General features: G+C 68.2%; 10 protein-coding genes and 1 pseudogene. 2 read left to right on the forward strand and 9 right to left on the reverse strand.

Annotation, left to right across the window (positions count from 1 at the left end; genetic code table 11):
• The 3 genes and pseudogenes from ACFCYE_RS00005 to ACFCYE_RS00015 all read right to left on the reverse strand — a co-directional run.
• Positions 1 to 794: pseudogene (locus ACFCYE_RS00005) on the reverse strand (hypothetical protein); the annotation flags it as partial.
• A gap of 137 nt (positions 795 to 931) precedes the next feature.
• The gene (locus ACFCYE_RS00010; RefSeq protein WP_376175440.1) at positions 932 to 1,501 is read right to left on the reverse strand and encodes a DNA-3-methyladenine glycosylase I; all 570 of its coding nucleotides are present in this window, start codon (positions 1,499 to 1,501) and stop codon (positions 932 to 934) included.
• Between the two features lie 38 nt (positions 1,502 to 1,539).
• Positions 1,540 to 3,597 carry an acyl-CoA dehydrogenase gene (locus ACFCYE_RS00015; RefSeq protein ID WP_376175442.1) on the reverse strand — a complete coding sequence of 686 codons (2,058 nt, stop codon included), beginning with the start codon at positions 3,595 to 3,597 and terminating at the stop codon, positions 1,540 to 1,542.
• Between the two features lie 163 nt (positions 3,598 to 3,760).
• On the opposite strand from ACFCYE_RS00015, the gene ACFCYE_RS00020 reads away from it, so the two are divergent.
• Entirely contained in the window at positions 3,761 to 4,177 is a 417-nt protein-coding gene (locus ACFCYE_RS00020; RefSeq protein WP_376175444.1) for an OsmC family protein, read from the forward strand.
• A gap of 12 nt (positions 4,178 to 4,189) precedes the next feature.
• Here the strand turns inward: ACFCYE_RS00020 and ACFCYE_RS00025 are convergent, their stop codons facing one another.
• The 5 genes from ACFCYE_RS00025 to ACFCYE_RS00045 form a co-directional block, all read right to left on the reverse strand.
• On the reverse strand, positions 4,190 to 5,242 hold the full coding sequence (locus ACFCYE_RS00025) for an HTTM domain-containing protein (RefSeq protein ID WP_376175446.1): 1,053 nt from the start codon (positions 5,240 to 5,242) through the stop codon (positions 4,190 to 4,192).
• Between the two features lie 8 nt (positions 5,243 to 5,250).
• Positions 5,251 to 6,075, reverse strand: coding sequence for a DUF5819 family protein (locus ACFCYE_RS00030; RefSeq protein ID WP_376175448.1), 825 nt, complete (start codon positions 6,073 to 6,075; stop codon positions 5,251 to 5,253).
• A 73-nt stretch (positions 6,076 to 6,148) separates the two neighbouring features.
• Entirely contained in the window at positions 6,149 to 10,027 is a 3,879-nt protein-coding gene (locus ACFCYE_RS00035) for a choice-of-anchor G family protein (protein WP_376175450.1), read from the reverse strand.
• 308 nt (positions 10,028 to 10,335) lie between these two features.
• Positions 10,336 to 12,117 (reverse strand): glycoside hydrolase family 3 protein, encoded by a 1,782-nt coding sequence (locus ACFCYE_RS00040; protein ID WP_376175452.1) that lies wholly within the window; start codon positions 12,115 to 12,117, stop codon positions 10,336 to 10,338.
• Positions 12,117 to 13,406, reverse strand: coding sequence for an MFS transporter (locus ACFCYE_RS00045; protein WP_376175454.1), 1,290 nt, complete (start codon positions 13,404 to 13,406; stop codon positions 12,117 to 12,119). The genes ACFCYE_RS00040 and ACFCYE_RS00045 overlap by 1 nt, the downstream gene beginning before the upstream one ends.
• A 148-nt stretch (positions 13,407 to 13,554) precedes the next feature.
• On the opposite strand from ACFCYE_RS00045, the gene ACFCYE_RS00050 reads away from it, so the two are divergent.
• On the forward strand, positions 13,555 to 14,823 hold the full coding sequence (locus tag ACFCYE_RS00050; protein ID WP_376175456.1) for a TetR/AcrR family transcriptional regulator: 1,269 nt from the start codon (positions 13,555 to 13,557) through the stop codon (positions 14,821 to 14,823).
• A 9-nt stretch (positions 14,824 to 14,832) separates the two neighbouring features.
• On the opposite strand, the gene recQ is transcribed toward ACFCYE_RS00050, so the two are convergent.
• Entirely contained in the window at positions 14,833 to 16,836 is a 2,004-nt protein-coding gene (gene recQ / locus ACFCYE_RS00055; protein ID WP_376175458.1) for a DNA helicase RecQ, read from the reverse strand.
• Between the last annotated feature and the right edge of the window lie 26 nt (positions 16,837 to 16,862).

A 16,862-nucleotide genomic window follows, 5' to 3' on the forward strand; every position in this document is an offset into this window, starting at 1 on the left:
GAAGCCGTCGCCACCACCACCGACTCCGCACCCCCAGACGCCTGCTGCAGAACCGCCGTATCACCCCCCGGGATCTCCGTCACGAAACCACCAGGCGACAACACCACACCCGCCTGCGGATCCAGCACGACGGGGACATCGCCCACCGCCGTGATCGTCGGTCTGCTGTCCTTCTTCAGGCCTTCCACCGCGACTGTCGTCGGTTCGAGCGCCTCACCCTGCGCATCCACGGGGATCGTGAGCACGGCAGATTCCTCGGGCGAAACGGCGAAGACGGTGCCGTCATGCCCGACAGTCACATCGGCGTTGGCGCCGAGCTCGATCAATGGCTTCTCAGCTGCCACTTCGAATCCCGCCAGCCCCGTCACCGGGACGACCCACAGGTCGCCCGATCGCGTGTCGAGGATGGCAGTGGTCTCGGCTCCGAGCGCGACCTTGCCCCCGGCCGGGATCGCCGTGCTGTCGCCGAGGATCACATGTGCCGGATCGATCGTCGTCGCCGTCGACTCCTCACGATTGACCACGACCACCGTGGCCTCATCCTGCAGGATGTCAAAATTCTCGCCCGTCGTCCGCAGACCACCATCCAACAACTCGGACTCGTTGTTGAAATGCCCCACCAACAGATTCGACGACTTCGTGATCCACACACCACCGTCATTCAGATCGACCTCGGTCGTGGGATTGCCCTCATAGGACAGAGCAAGGGTCGTGATCGTCACCGCGGCAGCGGTGACGGCAGCGGCGGACGCGAGCGTCTTCGGGCGCTCACGGACCCAGCTCAGCAGCTTCAAGACCGATTCTCCCTGGGGCTACGTAGTCGGACACTGTCGGCAACGGCTGCGGGCGCAGACGTGCCCGAGCCATCCTAACCACGGCGCTGGGATGCGTCGACGGGGAGGACTCCCCGTCGCACTCGGATAATGTCCGCTCAACCGGCGCGCCAGCACCCCTCGACGTGGTCGTCCACCATGCCGGCCGACTGCATCAGGGCGTACATGGTCGTGGCACCGACGAACCGGAACCCACGCTTTCGCAGCTCCTTGCTCATAGCCGTCGACTCGGCCGTCACGGCGGGCACGTCGGCGAAGGTTCTCGGTCGGGTGCCAGGCACCGGCGCGAATGACCACATCAGCGCATCGAGCTCGCCCTCGGCCATCTCGGAGACCAGGGCGGCGTTGCCGATCGTCGCGAGGATCTTGGCGCGGTTGCGGATGATCCCGGCATCCTGCATCAGGCGCTCCACATCGTCCGGCGTGAAGCCGGCGACGGCCGCGGGCTCGAACCCGGCGAACACCTCGCGGAACCGTGGGCGCTTGCGCAGGATGGTGATCCAGCTGAGTCCGGCCTGGAAGCCCTCGAGCGACATCTTCTCGAACAGGGCGCGGTCGCCGTGCAGCGGCCGGCCCCACTCTTCGTCGTGATAGCGCTCGTACTCGGCATCCGACCCGACCCACGCGCAACGGATGCGACCATCGGAACCGGTGGCGAGAGATGTCATGCTGCCAGCGTAGGCCGACCGTCCGACAGCGCTCGCCCTCAGGCCTTCTTCTTCGCCTTCAGCGCCTTCTCCGAGACGGGGGCGGAGCCGGATGCCGCGAGCTCGGCGTAGTACGCACGTGCCTCATCCTGACGCTGCTGCTCGATGCCGCTGGCGATCGGCGCGCGCAGGTGCTCCTGCTCGTAGCCGAATGCGTCGACGAGATCGAGGGCGTGCGGGCGCAGCCGACGGCAGAGCCGGTCGATGTAGCTCGATACGGCGGCGGCGCGCTGCGTGGACAGGCGTCCGTTGATCAGGTGCCAGGCGAGATGCTTCTCGATCAGCTGCAGTCCGAACAGATCGCGCAACCACGTGAGCACCTGCTTCGTGTCGGGGTCTGCGACCCCGCGCACGGCGTCCGTGAAGGCCTCCCACTGCAGAAGTTCGGCGTGTGCGCGGGCCGCCTCGATCAGCTCGGTCTGGTTCTCATTGAACAGTTTCTCGCCGAGGACCTTGTCCTTGCCTGCTGGGCGCAGACGCCCGGCGATGTCGGAGACCATCTGCTGCACCCGATCGGCCAGCAGTTCGTGCTGCTGCTCCTCGCGCAGGCCGTTCTCGACCGAACGCGCGGTCGACCCGAGGTCCGCGACCGCCTGACCGAGCTGACGCAGACCCGCTCCGTGGAACACCTTGCCCGCGGTCTGCGAAGCGACGAGCTTCGCCAGCGTCGCGGCATCCTTGCCCTGGAACTGCTTCGCATAGTCGGTCAGCAGACGCTTGCCGACGAGCTGCAGCAGGACGTTGTTGTCGCCCTCGAAGGTGACGTAGATGTCGAGGTCGGCGCGCAGGCCGACGAACCGGTTCTCGAACATGAACCCGGCACCGCCGCACGCTTCGCGGGCTTCCTGCAGCGTGTCCAGCGCGTGCCAGGTCGACAGCGGCTTGAGCGCCGCCGCGAGGGTCTCGAGATCCTCCCGATCGGCCGGGGTGTCCGTCCGACCGGAGAACACGCCGTCGAACTTCTGCAGGAACTCGTCGTGCGCGAAGATCTGCGCATACGTGGTCGCCAGCCGGGGCAGCAGTCGACGCTGGTGCTTGCCGTAGTCGAGCAGCACCACCTCCTGCCCGTCGGCGCCGTCGAACTGGCGGCGCTGCGTCGCGTAGGTGATCGCGATCTTCAGAGCCAGGGCGGATGCCCAGGACGCCGCCCCATCGAGAGACACCCTTCCCTGCACCAGCGTGCCCAGCATCGTGAAGAAGCGCCGACCGGGGCTGTCGATCGAGCTCGTGTACGTGCCGTCGGGGGCGACGTCGCCGTACTTGTTCAGCAGATTCGTCCGCGGCACCCGCACCTGGTCGAAGCTGAGGCGGCCGTTGTCGATGCCGTTCAGCCCGCCCTTGAGACCGTCGTCCTCGCGACCGATGCCGGGCAGATCGATGCCGTCTTCCCCCCGCAGCGGCACGTAGAAGCAGTGCACGCCGTGGTTCACGCCGTTGGTGATGAGCTGGGCGAAGACCGTGGCGGCGATGCCGTGCAGGGCCGCGTTGCCGAGGTATTCCTTGGTGGCGCCTCGGAACGGCGTGTGGATCACGAACTCCTCGGTCGCCGGGTCGTACGTCGCCGTGGTCCCGACAGCGGCCACGTCCGAACCGTGGCCGATCTCGGTCATCGCGAACGCGCCGGGGATCGAGAGATCCATCACACCGGGGAGCCACTTCTCATGGTGCTCGGCTGTGCCCAGCTGCAGGATCGCCGAGCCGAACAGGCCCCACTGCACGCCCGACTTGATCTGCAGGCTGGGGTCGGCGGCGACGAGCTCCTCGAACCCGGCGATGTTGGCTCCGTTGTTCTCCTCGCCGCCGAACCGCTTGGGGAACGCGCGATGCACAGAATGGTTCTCGACGAGCAGGTGCAGCTGGCTGAGCACCCGCTCGCGGTGCTCATCCTTGCCGAGGTCATCCTTGCGCCAGAACGCCGAGTCCTTGATCATCTCGCGCGCCTCACGGCGAGTGTCGGCCCAGGTGCCCAGCAGCAGATCGTTCACACGATCGATGTCGATACGGGGCGCGTTCGAGGCATCCGAAGCGGCCTGGGGGCGGACGGCAGCGTCGACCATTGGTGTTCCTCTCAGAGGGAATCAGGATTGCTTCGATCGTAGGACTCCTCCAACGGGGACGAAAGCGCTGTGTGGCTATCCGCCAACCACCCCCGGGCACGGGGCCGCACGGGATTGTCCCTTCCCCACATTCGGCCCCCGGAGGCGGGCCTACGGTGGACTCATGCACCCGACGTACCAGACCTCCGCCGTCAATCGCACGGGCGCCGATGGCGTGAGCTCGGTCCCCGGTGGACTGTCGGTGGCCGTCGCCTCTCCGCTCGGCCCGGATCCGGATGCCGCGGCCACCAACCCGGAACAGCTGTTGGCTCTCGCCTGGGCGACCTGCTTGAACGGCACGGCGCAGGTCATCGTCGCCGCGGCGCGCCGGACGGCTGTACGCGTCGAGGTCGCGTTGCAGCAGGTCGTCCCCGGTCCGGGCTACGAGTTCCACATCGACGCGTACCTGTCCGTCGAGGGAGCCTCGCCCTCCGAAAGCCGGAAGATCCTGGATGCCGCGCATGCACGCTGTCCGGTGTCGAAGCTGCTGCGCGACGCGGCCACGGCGCGCGTGCACACCGAGGACTACGCGCTCGATTGACCTGCCGTCGGCTCAGCTCAGCGCTGCCTGGGGCGGCGGCGGAGCCGCCTTCGCCGACTCCCATCGCCTCACCACGCCGGCGCTCAATCGGATCCATGTCCGGTCGCGGATGAAGATGGAGTCGATCGCGATCATCGTCAGCGAGAACCACGGCAGTCCCATCAGCACGGCGATGCCGATGTGGAACGAGAGGATTCCGATGAGGCCGATCAGCCGGGTCGGCCGGGTGAGCAGCATGAGCGGGAACGCCACCTGCAGCAGGATCGATCCCCACGTGGCTGCGACGACCATCGGCCCCCAGGACGTGACGAGATCGCTCAGCACCGGCCAGGTGCCGAATCGCGCCGTGTGCAGCGGGTCGTAGACGGCCCAGCCCTTCGCCCACGGATCGCCGCCGGCCTTGTAGAGGGCACCGGACGCGTAGACGAAGCACACCTGCGCCGTGAGCGCGACGAGCGCGAGGTTGTGCAGCATCGTGCCGATGAGCGCCGGCTGGCTGCTTGGAGCGAACCACTCGCCCTTCTTCGCCCGCCGTCGCGCGTCGATCGACCAACGAGCGGCCGGGTCGGCGAAGAACAGCAGCACGAGCGCGATGCGGAACATGTTGTCGCCCTGGTCGCCGACCATGTCGTTGGCCTCGATGAAGCCGACCCACATGCAGAAGAAGATCGGCAGGACGATGCGAAAGCGCCAACCGATCGTGAACAGCACCGCGAGACCGATGAGCAGCACGTAGAGGAGGGTGTACAGGGCGGCGTTGCCCATCACCGCGTGGAAGGCGCTGAAGATCCAGATCTTCGGGAAGTCGCTGACCGGCTGCGCGAGCTCGCCGTTCCAGGCCGAGCCGGGACCGAACGTGTACAGCCGGGTGCTGAAGTTCGAGATCAGCAGCCCGAGCGCTGTGATCCCGAACAGGATGCGCGTGACGGCGAGCCCGTAGAGGGCCTTCTTGCCGTTGAAGAGCCAATCATCCAGGAACGCGGAGATGCGGTCGATGGCTGCGATGACCATCGCCCAGAACCCCGAGATCATCGATCCGGCGAAAGTCAGCACACGTGTGGGCATGGAGGCGCTCATTTCTGCGTGCTCTCGAACTGGTGGCGGAAGACGTCGCCGAAGTCGTCGCGGCTCTGGCCCGCTTCCTCGAGCGGCCCCCGCCATCCGGTGGTGGAGAAGGTCGGATCCGGTCGCTGAGCGCCCGGATCGTTGCGCTCGGTGTACGGAACGACGTTCTGACGGCTGACGCGATACTGCACGCGGACGACGTCGTCGCCCCAGATCGCATAGGCCACCTGCGTCGCGTATGCGGTCGCGAGGTGCTCCTCGCGCATGTACGCCTCGGTCGAGGATCCTTCTTCGAGTTCCTCGAAGGAGCGCATCATCCACTCCTCCCAGTCCTCGGCGGCGAAGTCGAGCGCGGCGACGGCCTGCTGCTTCTCATCGAGCTTGTTGTAGGCGTTCATCTGGCCGCTCGCGACCTCGCTGGACTGGATCCCGGCGCGCGGCGGGAACAGGTTGTACCGGATCATCGACAGCTCGACGTCTGTCGCGCTGACCCATCCTGTCTCGATCTCCTCCCCGTCCTTCTCGATCACCGCACGCACGTTGAAGTGATAGTCGCCGTTGATCGGCTCGGGTGCGAAGACGCTCCACGACTGGCCGAAGAGCGGAAGCATGTATCCGGACAAGACCGCCTGCGTGGGGATCTCACGCAGCGCCGAGTAAGGGGCGATCCAGAGGAACGACGCGAAGATGTGCCAGAGGGTCAGCAGACAGGCGGCGAAGGCGATCAACCTCACCCACCACTTCGGTCGCGGTCGTGCCGCGGCGACCGCGACCGCATCCGCCACCACGGGCGCTTCACGCGCATCGTTCGACACATCGATCTTCGTGCTCATGCCTCATCCGTTTCATCACTGAAGGTCGGGGCCGTCCGCAGGACGACCCCGACCTTTACAGTGTGCCGTGCTCTTACTCTGCCGCAGCGACCGCTCGCCGCGAACGGGCGACAAGGGCCGTACCGAGACCGAGCATGAGGAGCATGACTCCCAGCACGATCCAGCCGGTCGGGAGGTCCGAACCGGTCGTGGCGAGTCCATCCGCGACGACCTCGAACGTGCCCGCGACGCTACCGGATTCCGCACCGGTCAGGGTCACGTTGTGCGTGCCCAGATCGGTACCGGCCGGGATCGTCCAGGTGAACGTGACCGTGCCCTCGGCGTTGGCGACCTGGGTCCCCAGCGCGACGGGTGCGGACGACATGACACCGGTGACGACCTCGCCCGGCTTGAAGCCGGTGCCGATGGCGGTCTGCTGGTCTCCGCGCTCGAGCTTGGGAACCTTCACCGTGATACCGAGCTGACCGTTCGGATCGGCGTCCGCCGAAGCGCTGGCCGAAGCCGTCGCCGTGGAGGTCGCCGCTGCCGAAGCATCCGCTGCCGCCGTGGAGTCCGCCGCGGCGTTGGCCGAAGCCGAAGCCGAAGAGGTCGCCGTGGAAGCCGCAGAGGCCGCAGCCGCCGCGTCCGCGTCGGCCGTGGCAGCCGCGGAGGTGTCAGCAGCCGCACTCGTCGAGTTGTCCGCCTGAGCCGAGGCCTGGGCGGCGACAGCCGATGCGGCGTTGGCTTCGGAGGTCGCGTCGACAGAGGCGTCAGCCGTGACATCAGCCGTCGCGGCGGCAGCCGCGGCCGCCTCCGCGTCCGGGTCAGCAGCAGCGTCGGCAGCCGTGGATGCGTCAGCCAGAGCAGCTGCAACAGCAGCAGCCTGAGCCGCCGCGTTGTTGTCGCTGTCCGCCTCGGCGGAGGCCGAAGCCGAAGCCGAAGCGTTCGTGTTCACCTCAGCCGACGGGTCGGCGTCGGCGTCTGCCGTTGCCGTCGCGGTCGTCGAGCCGACGGCGTCGGCCGCAGCCGTCGCCGATGCGTCGTTCGACGAAGTGGCCGTCGCAGCGACCGCCGCAGCGGCAGCCGTGTCGGCCTCCGCAGCAGCGGTGGCGTCAGCAGCCGTGCTCGCCGAGTTGTCCGCCTGAGCCGCGGCCTGAGCGGCAACAGCCGCGGAAGCGTTGGCGTCGGTGGTCGCGTCAGCCGAGGCAGCGCTGGTCGCGGTCGCCGTCGCAGCGGAAGCCGCAGCGGCCTCCGCGTCGGGTGTCGCAGCAGCATCCGCAGCCGTGGAGGCATCTGCCAGAGCAGCCGCAACAGCAGCAGCCTGAGCGGCCGCGTCGTTGTCGGCGTCCGCCTGAGCGGATGCCGCCGCCGAAGCAGTGGCGTTGGTGTTGACCTCAGCCGAAGCCGCCGGATCTGCGTCCGCGTCGGCATCAGCCGTGGCGTCGACCGATGCGTCGGTGGACGAGTTGGCGAGCGCCGCAGCTTCGGCTGCCGAGGACGCGTTCGCGTTCATCGCAGCGGAGCCTTCGGCAGCCGTGTCGGACGTCGCGTCGGCCAGCGCCGCAGCCTGAGCTGCGACAGCCGCGTTCGCGTTGGCGGCCGACGTCGCGTCAGCCGTCGCCGTGGACGACGCCGTCGCGGTGGCGGCCGAAGACGCCGCGGCCTGAGCCGTGGAGTCCGCTGCTGCCGTTGCGTCCGCCGTGGCGTCTGCATATGCAGCCGCCTGCGCCGCGACCTCTGCCACAGCATCCGTCGTGGCGTCGGCGTTCGCAGATGCGGATGCCGAAGCGGCCGCGTTCGCGTTCGTCGAAGCCTCGGAGGAGGCGTCGGTCGAGGAATCGGCCGTCGCCGCAGCCTGGGCTGCGACCGACGAGTTCGCGTTGGCCGTGGCCGTGGCCGCCGCCTCGACGTCGTCGGATGCATCCGCCTGCGCCGCGGCCTGAGCTGCCACTGCGGCCTGAGCGTTGACGTCCGTCGTCGAGTCCGCCGAAGCGGTGGTCGACGCGTCGGTGGTCGCTGCCGCCTCTGCTGCGGCGGTCGCGTCGGCATTCGCCGCCGCCGTCGCCGCAGACGTGGCATCCGCCAGCGCCGCAGCCTCAGCCGCAGCCTGTGCGGACGGGTCGCCGTCGGCCGTCGCGTCCGCCGACGCGGATGCCGAAGCCGCCGCGTTGGTGTTCACATCGCCCGGGTCTGCCGCCGTGACCTCGACCGTGTCGGTCGCCGTCACGTCACCGGCGGTACCGGTGATCGTGAAGCCGGTGCCCGGAGTGGTGTCCGCCGGGACCGGGTAGGTCGTGGTGAAAGCACCGTTGCCGTCGGTCAGTACCTCGACCGCCGTACCCACCGGTGCGCCACTCGCGTCCGTCAACTGCAGGGTGACCGTGGTGCTGGCCGGCCAGTCGGCACCGGTGACGGCGAGGTTGCCGCCTGCCGGTACGGACGTCGCAGCGTCGATCGTTGCGACCGCAGCAGCGGACGCGCGAACCGTCGAGGAACCGAGGTCGAGGTTCAGCGCGCCGAGCGTCGGAAGCAGTTCGAGGCTGAGCGCGTTCACCGTGAACGAATCAGCTTCGAGGACGCCAGGCTGCTCCTGCTCGTTGATTGTGATCTCCACGATCTGGTTCAACGCCCCGAGCAGCGGGTCGAGGCCGGCGAGCACCGGGTCGACCAGGCCGGTCAGTGTGCCGGCCAGCGCCGGCCCGACGCCCGTGATCACTCCCGATACAGCGGTGCCCAGCACATCGACGAGTGCGAGCGCGAGCGGCTCTACCAGCCCGTCGAGAAGATCTGCCAGTGACAGACCGAGCAGACCGAGCAACGTGTCAAGCAGTCCCGCATCCGCATCGAGATCGACCGTCGGCGGGGTGGGGTCGGTGCCGGCGAGCTGGCCAAGCGTTGCATCGACGGTGATCGTCGCGTCGACCGACGTCAGCAGCGCCGACAGCTCGGCATCCAATGTCAGCGTCACCGACGTGCTGTTGAGGAGCGTGGTCACGGCGGCAGTCGCCTTCGTGCTCAGGGTCCCGAGCGCCTCGGACACCGCGGTGGTGATGAGTCCGATGGTCGTGGCATCGAGCACGTTGGTGTTCGCCGGGAGTCCGTTCAGGCCATCGGCACCTGCGATCTGTGCGAGATCGATCGCCACCGTGCCGTCAGCCAGGCTGATCGACACGATTCCATTCGGGTCGACGAGGGGCTCCGTGATGAGCGTGTTCGCCAGACCGGTCAGTGCGGCATCGAGACCGTTGACGCCGATCGTCCCCGTGGACACGGCGACGCCGATGCCGAGCACGCTCAGGTCGATGTCGAGGTCACCCAACAGCGTGCCGACGACACCATCACTGGCCAGGGCAGCGTCGATGGTCGCGCCGACGCCCTGAACTGCGTCCGTGACGGTCGTTTCCAGTCCCGCAACCAGGGGGCTCGAAACCTCGAAGCCAAGATCCGTCGCCACGTACTCCGAGGCGTACGCCACGTCCGTCGTTCCGGTCGCCGTCGCCGTCGACGCGAGTGCGCCGACCTCGAGGCCGAGGTTGTCGACGACCTGATCCGTGATGCCGTCGATGCCGAGCTGCGCGAGCAGGTCGGTGAGGTTCACTGTCGCGTTCTCGAACTCCGCCGGGTTGGCCGGGTCGATCGCGATGGCGCCATCGGCGCCGATGGCGCCGGAGCTCGCCGTGGAAGACGTCGCGGACGGCGAAGCGGCGTACGAGCTGAGCGTGCCGAAGTCGCCGAGCTCAAGAAGTCCGGGTCCCCCCGGTCCGGAGATCAGCGGAAGCTGCAGGCCACCGCCGAGGTCGACGGTCAGCGCGCCCAGCAGGCTGACGTCGAGCGGTGTGACGTCAGGACCCACGTCACTCGGGTTACCGCTGATCGCCTGGGACACATCGAGGATGTCCCCGCCCAGAAGCTCGGTGCGGATCACCTGCCCCAGCGACTCGGAATCGTCGGTGGGAAGCGCGTGGGCCGCCATGGGCGCCAACCCGCCTCCAAGGACGACTGTCGCAGCTGTTATGCCGGCCAGCCCTCCCGCGACTCTGCGCTTGCGCAGAGCTATCCCCTTGCTATTCATTCAGTGCCCTCCCGTGATGCGGACGATGCCGCTCCACAAGACCCTCCCCAGGCGTCGACCCCGCGTCGACAGAGCTCGTGTACCGGTCAGTATTGCGGTATACCGGCGTACTGTCCAGCGAACACACAGAAAACGGCCGGTGCATCTCGCAACGCAGAGGGCGCATCCGCGGAACCCCGCGGATGCGCCCTCTGCGTTGTACCGGATTGTTACAACTCGAGCCCGTGGCCGAAGCGGAAGAGCGGGTCGGCGGTATCGAACGGGACATCCGGACGCGAGGCCTCGACGGCCACCATCGACCGCGGCAGGTCGAACGGCAGACGCCCCTTCGGCGCCGCGGCTCCCGTGAGCACATCGAGCAGGGCTTCGGCAGAGGCTCCCCAGTTCGCGGTCACCGCTGCCGCGGCACCGGCGATCTCGGTCAGGATCGCCGGACGGTCGACGAGGACATCGACGACCGTGGGCACGGTTGCCGCGACCGAGCGCACGCGGGCGATCACGTCGCCCCCGAAGGCGAGCGAACCCGCGTGGAAGAAGTTCTCGAACGCCGTCGCCCGCTGCTCGTACGGAGCCTGCAGCCGCAGCACCGCGATGTCGGCCTCAGCCGGCGTCGTGACGACCTCGCCAAAGGACGCTGCGACTTCGGGGGCGATCCCTTCGACGTAGATCTTCGCGCCGCGGGTGAACGGGAGCACGCTCTCGTTCGTCAACACGGTGATCGAGGCGCGCTGAGCAGCCTCGCCCGCGGCACGGAAGTCCGCGCGCCCGACGACGGCGTCAGCGGCGTCCTCGTCCACGAACGGGTTCTCGAACAGTCCGAGCTCGAACTTCTCCCGCAGGATCCGGCGTGCCGAAGCATCCAGACGCTCCTCGGAGACCGTGCCGTCCGCGACGAGCTCGAGCAGCAGTTCGGGGCAGGCCTCGCCGCCGAACTGGTCGACTCCGGCGTCCAGCACCTTGGCGACGCGCTCCTTCGGCGACAGCTCTTCCACGCCCCACGCGCGGGCCGGGTGGTGATCGCCGAAGATCTCGGCATCCGTGATCAGACCCCAGTCCGTGCAGACCAGACCGTCGAAACCGAACCGTTCGCGCAGCAGGCCCGTGATGACGGACTTGTTGAACCCGAATCCGACCTCTTCGTACTCGGTGCCCACCGGCATCCCGTAGTAGGGCATGACCTGCCGCGTGCCGGCCTCGAACGCCGCCGCGAACGGCTTCAGATGCAGCTCGAACTGCCCGCCAGGATAGACCTGCTCGCGGCCGTACGCGAAGTGCGGATCCTCGCCGCCCTGCTGCGGACCGCCACCGGGGAAGTGCTTCGTCATGGTCGAAACGGATCCAGGCCCGAAGGACTCGCCCTGGAATCCGCGGATGTACGCGGCACCGAGACGCCCTGCCAGCTCCGCGTCCTCACCGAACGTCGCGGTCTGCCGCGCCCAGCGCGGCTCCGTGGCGAGATCGACCTGCGGGTGCAGCGCGACGCGCAGGCCGACCGCGGTGTACTCCTGGCGTGCGATGTCACCGAAGCGCTCGACGAGCTCTTCGTCGCGAATCGCCGCGAGGCCGAGTGTCTCGGGCCACTGCGAGAACGGACCGGCCATGATGGCGGCGCCGGGATTGTCGCTGAACGAATGCCGCGGATCGGTGGACAGCGTCACCGGGATGCCCAGGCGCGTGGATGCCGCCAGACGCTGCAGCTCGTTCTGCCATGCCGCGATCTCGCGCCCGGTCGGAGCGGCTCCGAGCAGGTTGAAGTGGGTCATGTGACGCGTCTCGACGAACTCGCGGGCCGAGGGCAGACCGAACGCGGGGTTCGCGTCGTCGACGTCGGCGATCGCGATCATGGTGTGGAAGAACAGCCCGGCCTTCTCTTCGACGGTCATGGCGTCGAGCAGCAGCTGCACGCGATCGTCTACGGGAAGCGACGCATCGAGCCACGGCCGACCGATGCCGGCATCCGCCTCGCGCTGCTGGTTCATGACATCCGTCATCACTTGACTCCCTTGATCCGATAGACGAGCACGGCACCGGCCAGCGCGACGACGGCTCCGAAGAGGTACCAGGTGGTGTATCCGCCGAGCGGCGTCGCGGCGCCGATCGCGATGATCGTGGGCGCGATCGCCGGAGCGATCGACTGCGGCAGCGCGTTCGCCATGTTCAGGACGCCCAGATCCTTGGCGGTGTCGTCCGGGTTCGGCAGCACCTGCGTCGCCAGGGCGAGATCCACCGAGAGGAACGATCCGGCGCCGAGGCCGATGATCGCCTGCGCGACGATCACGACGGCGATGCTCGGCGCGATCGCGAGCAGCACGAGACCGACGACCATCACCAGGCCGGCGATCGCGACGAAGGGGCGGCGCTTGCCGAACCTGTCGGACAGCACACCGGCGATCGGCGAGGAGAACACCATCGCGAGCGTGGAGGCGATGTTCGCGAAGAGGATCGTCGTGACGGCCTCCTGCTCCCCCAGCGCGAACTTGGCCTGCAGGAAGTACGGCAGGTAGGTGGCGATGCCGGCGTACCCGAACATGACGAAGAACTTCGTGAGCCAGGTCCAGCCGAAGTCGGGGTTCTTGCGCGGGTTGAAGACGAACGAACCGAAGAACATCCCGATCGTGAACTTCTCGGCCGGCTTGCTCTCGAGGCGACGATCCTTCAGCACCAGCACGAAGACGACGGCCAGGATGGCCGCGATCGCGCCCGGAACCACGAAGCGCTCGAAGTCGCCCGGCAGGAAGTTGACGATGAAGCTGCCCGCGAGGATGCCGAGCGGAGTCGCGATGCCGACGACGCCGGAGACCTTGCCGCGGCTCTCGATCGGCGACTGGTCGGGAATGGTCGCGTTCGCTGCGGCGAGAACCGCGTTCATCGATGCCTGCACGAGGCACCACGCCAGAAGCACGACCCACACGGACGTCGCCGCGCCGATGATGACGAAGCCGCCGAGCCCGACGAGCGCGCCTCCGAGGATCCACGGTCGACGCATGCCCCACCGCGACGTCGTGCGGTCGGACAGTCGCCCGACCAGCGGGTTGCAGATGAGGGCGAAGAAGGCTCCGACGCCGAGGACGAGTCCGAGATTCGCGTCGGCGTTCGCGGCATCCAGACGCTGGATCTTGAAGGCCATGGCGACCATGACCGGCGTCAGCAGCGCGAGGTAGACGCCGAAGTTCACGCCGGCGAGCGCCGGCGTGTAGCCGCGGGGAGTCTTATGCGGAGTCGTTCCCGGCGCTTTGATTCCGGTCGTTCCGACGGCCGCGGCGGTAGCGGCGGATGACATCTCTGTCATGGGATGAGTCCTCTCGGGTGTGCCGCTTGTCCTCTGCGACGCGGCTGCATCCACGAGAATACATCAAACCCGACCGTTTGGTAACTGAAATCAGTCTGGCTGGTAACCCCGACTCGATAGGATGCTGCAGGAGGACCGGATGATCGTTGCCGTACCGCGCGCTCGCAAGGCGAGCACCGAGCAGACGCGCGCCCGGATCGTCCTCGCCGCGCGCGAGATGTTCATCGCCTACGGCTACCGCTCGACATCGCTGCGCGGCATCGCCGTGACGGCCGGTGTCAGCCACCCCGGGCTGCTCAAGCACTTCTCGACCAAGGACGAGCTGCTCGCGACGGTCGTGGAGAGCCTCGAAGACGCGAACGTCGAGGCGTACGAGGAGGTCGTCGCCGCAGGAGAACCGGGCGCGCTTCCGTTCATCGAGATCGCCAAGCGCAACGAGAAGACGCGCGGCTACCTCGCCCTGTATGCCGCACTGATGGGCGAGGCCTCGACGCCTTCGCACCCGGCGCACGACATGATGCGCGAGCGCTACGCCCGCATCACGGCCGTGACCGGTGACGCGATGGAGGATGCCGTGCATCACGGCATCCTCTCCGACGACCGGGACCCTTTCGGTGAAGCTGTGCGGATGACGGCCGCGTGGGACGGATTGCAGCTGCTCGAGCAATACCTGCCGGAGCGCGTCGGCGTCGTTTCGATGCTCGAGGAGCACGCGGCGATGTGGGCGCTGCCCGTGGGCTGGCGTTCACCGGAGGAGCCGGCGCCGTCCGGCGTCGACGCCGCGTTTCGCCCGCTGGCAGAATCGTTCCCCGCTGAGGAGGAGTCCGGGTACGCATCCGGTCGGATCAAGCGCGCCAAGATCGTCACGGATGCGATGGCCCTTTTCGCCGCCGACGGCTACGGCGACACGAGCCTGCGCGAGATCGCCGAGAAGGTCGGAGTGTCGAAGTCGACGCTCATGCATCACTACCCGACGAAGGAGGCGCTGCTCGGCGCAGTGCTCGCCGAGCGGGATCGGACGATCCGATCGCGCCCGTCCTATGCTCCAGCCGAAACGGCAGCCGAGGAACTGCGGGCGCTGCCGCGCGGCGCCGCCGAGAACGCGGCGACGTCACCGGGCCTGATCGAGGTCTACGCCGTGCTGTCGTGCGAAGCGGTGCCCGCGTCGCACCCCGCGCACGAGTACTTTCGTTCGCGGTTCACGCGGACGATCGACCACTTCACCGAACTGTTCCGCGGCGCGCAGTCCGACGGGGCGATGCCGGCGCATCGGGACCCGGAGCACGAGGCGATCTGGCTGACCTCGCTGTGGGACGGGCTGCAGTACCAGTGGCTGTACGACCGGGATGCCGTCGACGTCGCCGAGCATCTCGCCGCGCACCTGGAGGATGTGCTGCCGGGTGCGTGAGAGCTCGGGTCACGCCCCCGCGATGACCGCGAGGACGGCGTCGCCGTAGGCCTCGCGTTTCTTCGCACCGATGCCGGTGATCCCGTCGAGCGCGGCGGGCGACGCCGGTCGACTCTCGGCGAGCGCGCGAAGCGTCGCATCGCCGAAGACGATGTAGGCGGGCACGCCCTGTTCGCGTGCCGTCTCGGCGCGCCACGACCGCAGCGCCTCGAAAAGGCCCTGGTCGCCCTCTGCGACCGATGCGGCAGCCGAGGTCTTCCGCACCCTGGCGGTACTGACCCGACCGATCGTGTCCTTTCGCAGCGGCACAGCGGTCTCACCCTTGAGCACTCCGGCCGCGGCATCCCCCGGCGCGAGCGTGCCGTAGTCGCCCTGCGCGACCAGGATGCCCCGTGCGAGCAGCTGCCGGACGACGCTGCGCCAGTCCTGATCGGACAGGTCGCCGCCGATGCCGTAGGTGGCGAGCTGGTCGTGGCCGAACTTTCGGATGCGGTCGTTCGACGCGCCGCGGAGGATGTCGATGAGATGTCCGGCGCCGAACGCCTGGTTGCGCTCGCGCTTGAGCCGCACGACCGTCGACAGCAGCTTCTGCGCGGGGATCAGCCCGTCGAAGGTCTCGGGGTGTTCGAGGCAGGTGTCGCAGTTGCCGCACGGCGAGGATTCCTGTCCGAAGTAGCCGAGCAGGTTCTGCCGGCGGCACGCGACGGTCTCGCAGAGGGCGAGCATGGCGTCGAGGTGCTGGCCGAGACGCATCTTGAATGTGCGGTCGCCGGGGCTCTGGTCGATCATCCGGCGCTGCTGCACCACGTCGCCGAGGCCGTAGGCCATCCACGCGACGGATGGTTCGCCGTCGCGGCCGGCGCGACCGGTCTCCTGGTAATAGCCCTCGACGGATTTGGGCAGATCGATGTGGGCGACGAAGCGGACGTCCGGCTTGTCGATGCCCATGCCGAACGCGATGGTGGCGACCATGACGACGCCATCGTCACGCAGGAACCGCGCCTGATTCGCTGCGCGCACCTCGGCCGGGAGGCCGGCGTGGTACGGCAGCGCGTCGAAACCCTGCGCGGCGAGGTGATCCGCGGTCTGCTCGACCGACTTGCGGCTGAGCGCGTAGACGATGCCGGCTGCTCCGGCATCCATCGAGCGGATGAACGCCACGAGCTGCTTGCGCGGTTCGACCTTCGGCACGATTCGGTACTGGATGTTGGGGCGATCGAAGCTCGCCACGAAGTGCTGCGCACGGCCGAGGTCGAGCCGCTCGGTGATCTCTTTGTGCGTGGCATGCGTCGCGGTCGCGGTGAGCGCCATGCGCGGCACCCCGGGGAAGCGCTCACCGAGGTCGCCGAGCGCGAGGTAGTCGGGGCGGAAGTCGTGGCCCCATTGCGACACGCAGTGCGCCTCGTCGATCGCGATCACGCTGAGCGTTCCGCGCTGCAGCAGTGCCGTCGTCGCGGGGCTGGAGAGCCGCTCCGGAGCCACGTAGATGAGATCGAGTTGGCCGGTGAGATAGTCGCGCTCGACCTGCGCGCGCTCGGAAGGCGACTGCGTCGAGTTCAGGTAAGCGGCCCGCACGCCGTTCGCGCGGAGGGCGTCGACCTGGTCGTGCATGAGTGCGATCAGCGGGCTGATGACGAGACCGGTGCCCTCGCGGACGAGGGCCGGCACCTGATAGGTGATCGACTTGCCGCCGCCGGTGGGCATCAGCACGACGGCGTCTCCCCCGGAGATCACCTGCTCGACGATCGCGGCCTGATCTCCGCGGAAGGCGTCGTATCCGAAGACGGTGTGCAGTGCCTCGAGCGCGGTCGGATAGCGGGACGGTGTCGCCGCGGATGGGGATGTCGTCGGCACGGTGCTGACGGGCGTCGAAGGCCCGGGCCCCCAGTCCAGCGGTGGCTCCCAGCCGTCGGCCTGCGGTTCCCAGTCCATGGGCTCAGGAGGGTACGCGTTGTCCCACGGCTCATCGGCGAAGGGCAGGTCCTCGTACGGGTCACGGGGAGTCTGCGGCATCCCTCCAGCGTAACCGGCCGGACGGA

The organism is Microbacterium sp. NPDC056234, assembly GCF_042267585.1.
In the GTDB taxonomy this organism is placed as follows: Bacteria; Actinomycetota; Actinomycetes; order Actinomycetales; family Microbacteriaceae; genus Microbacterium.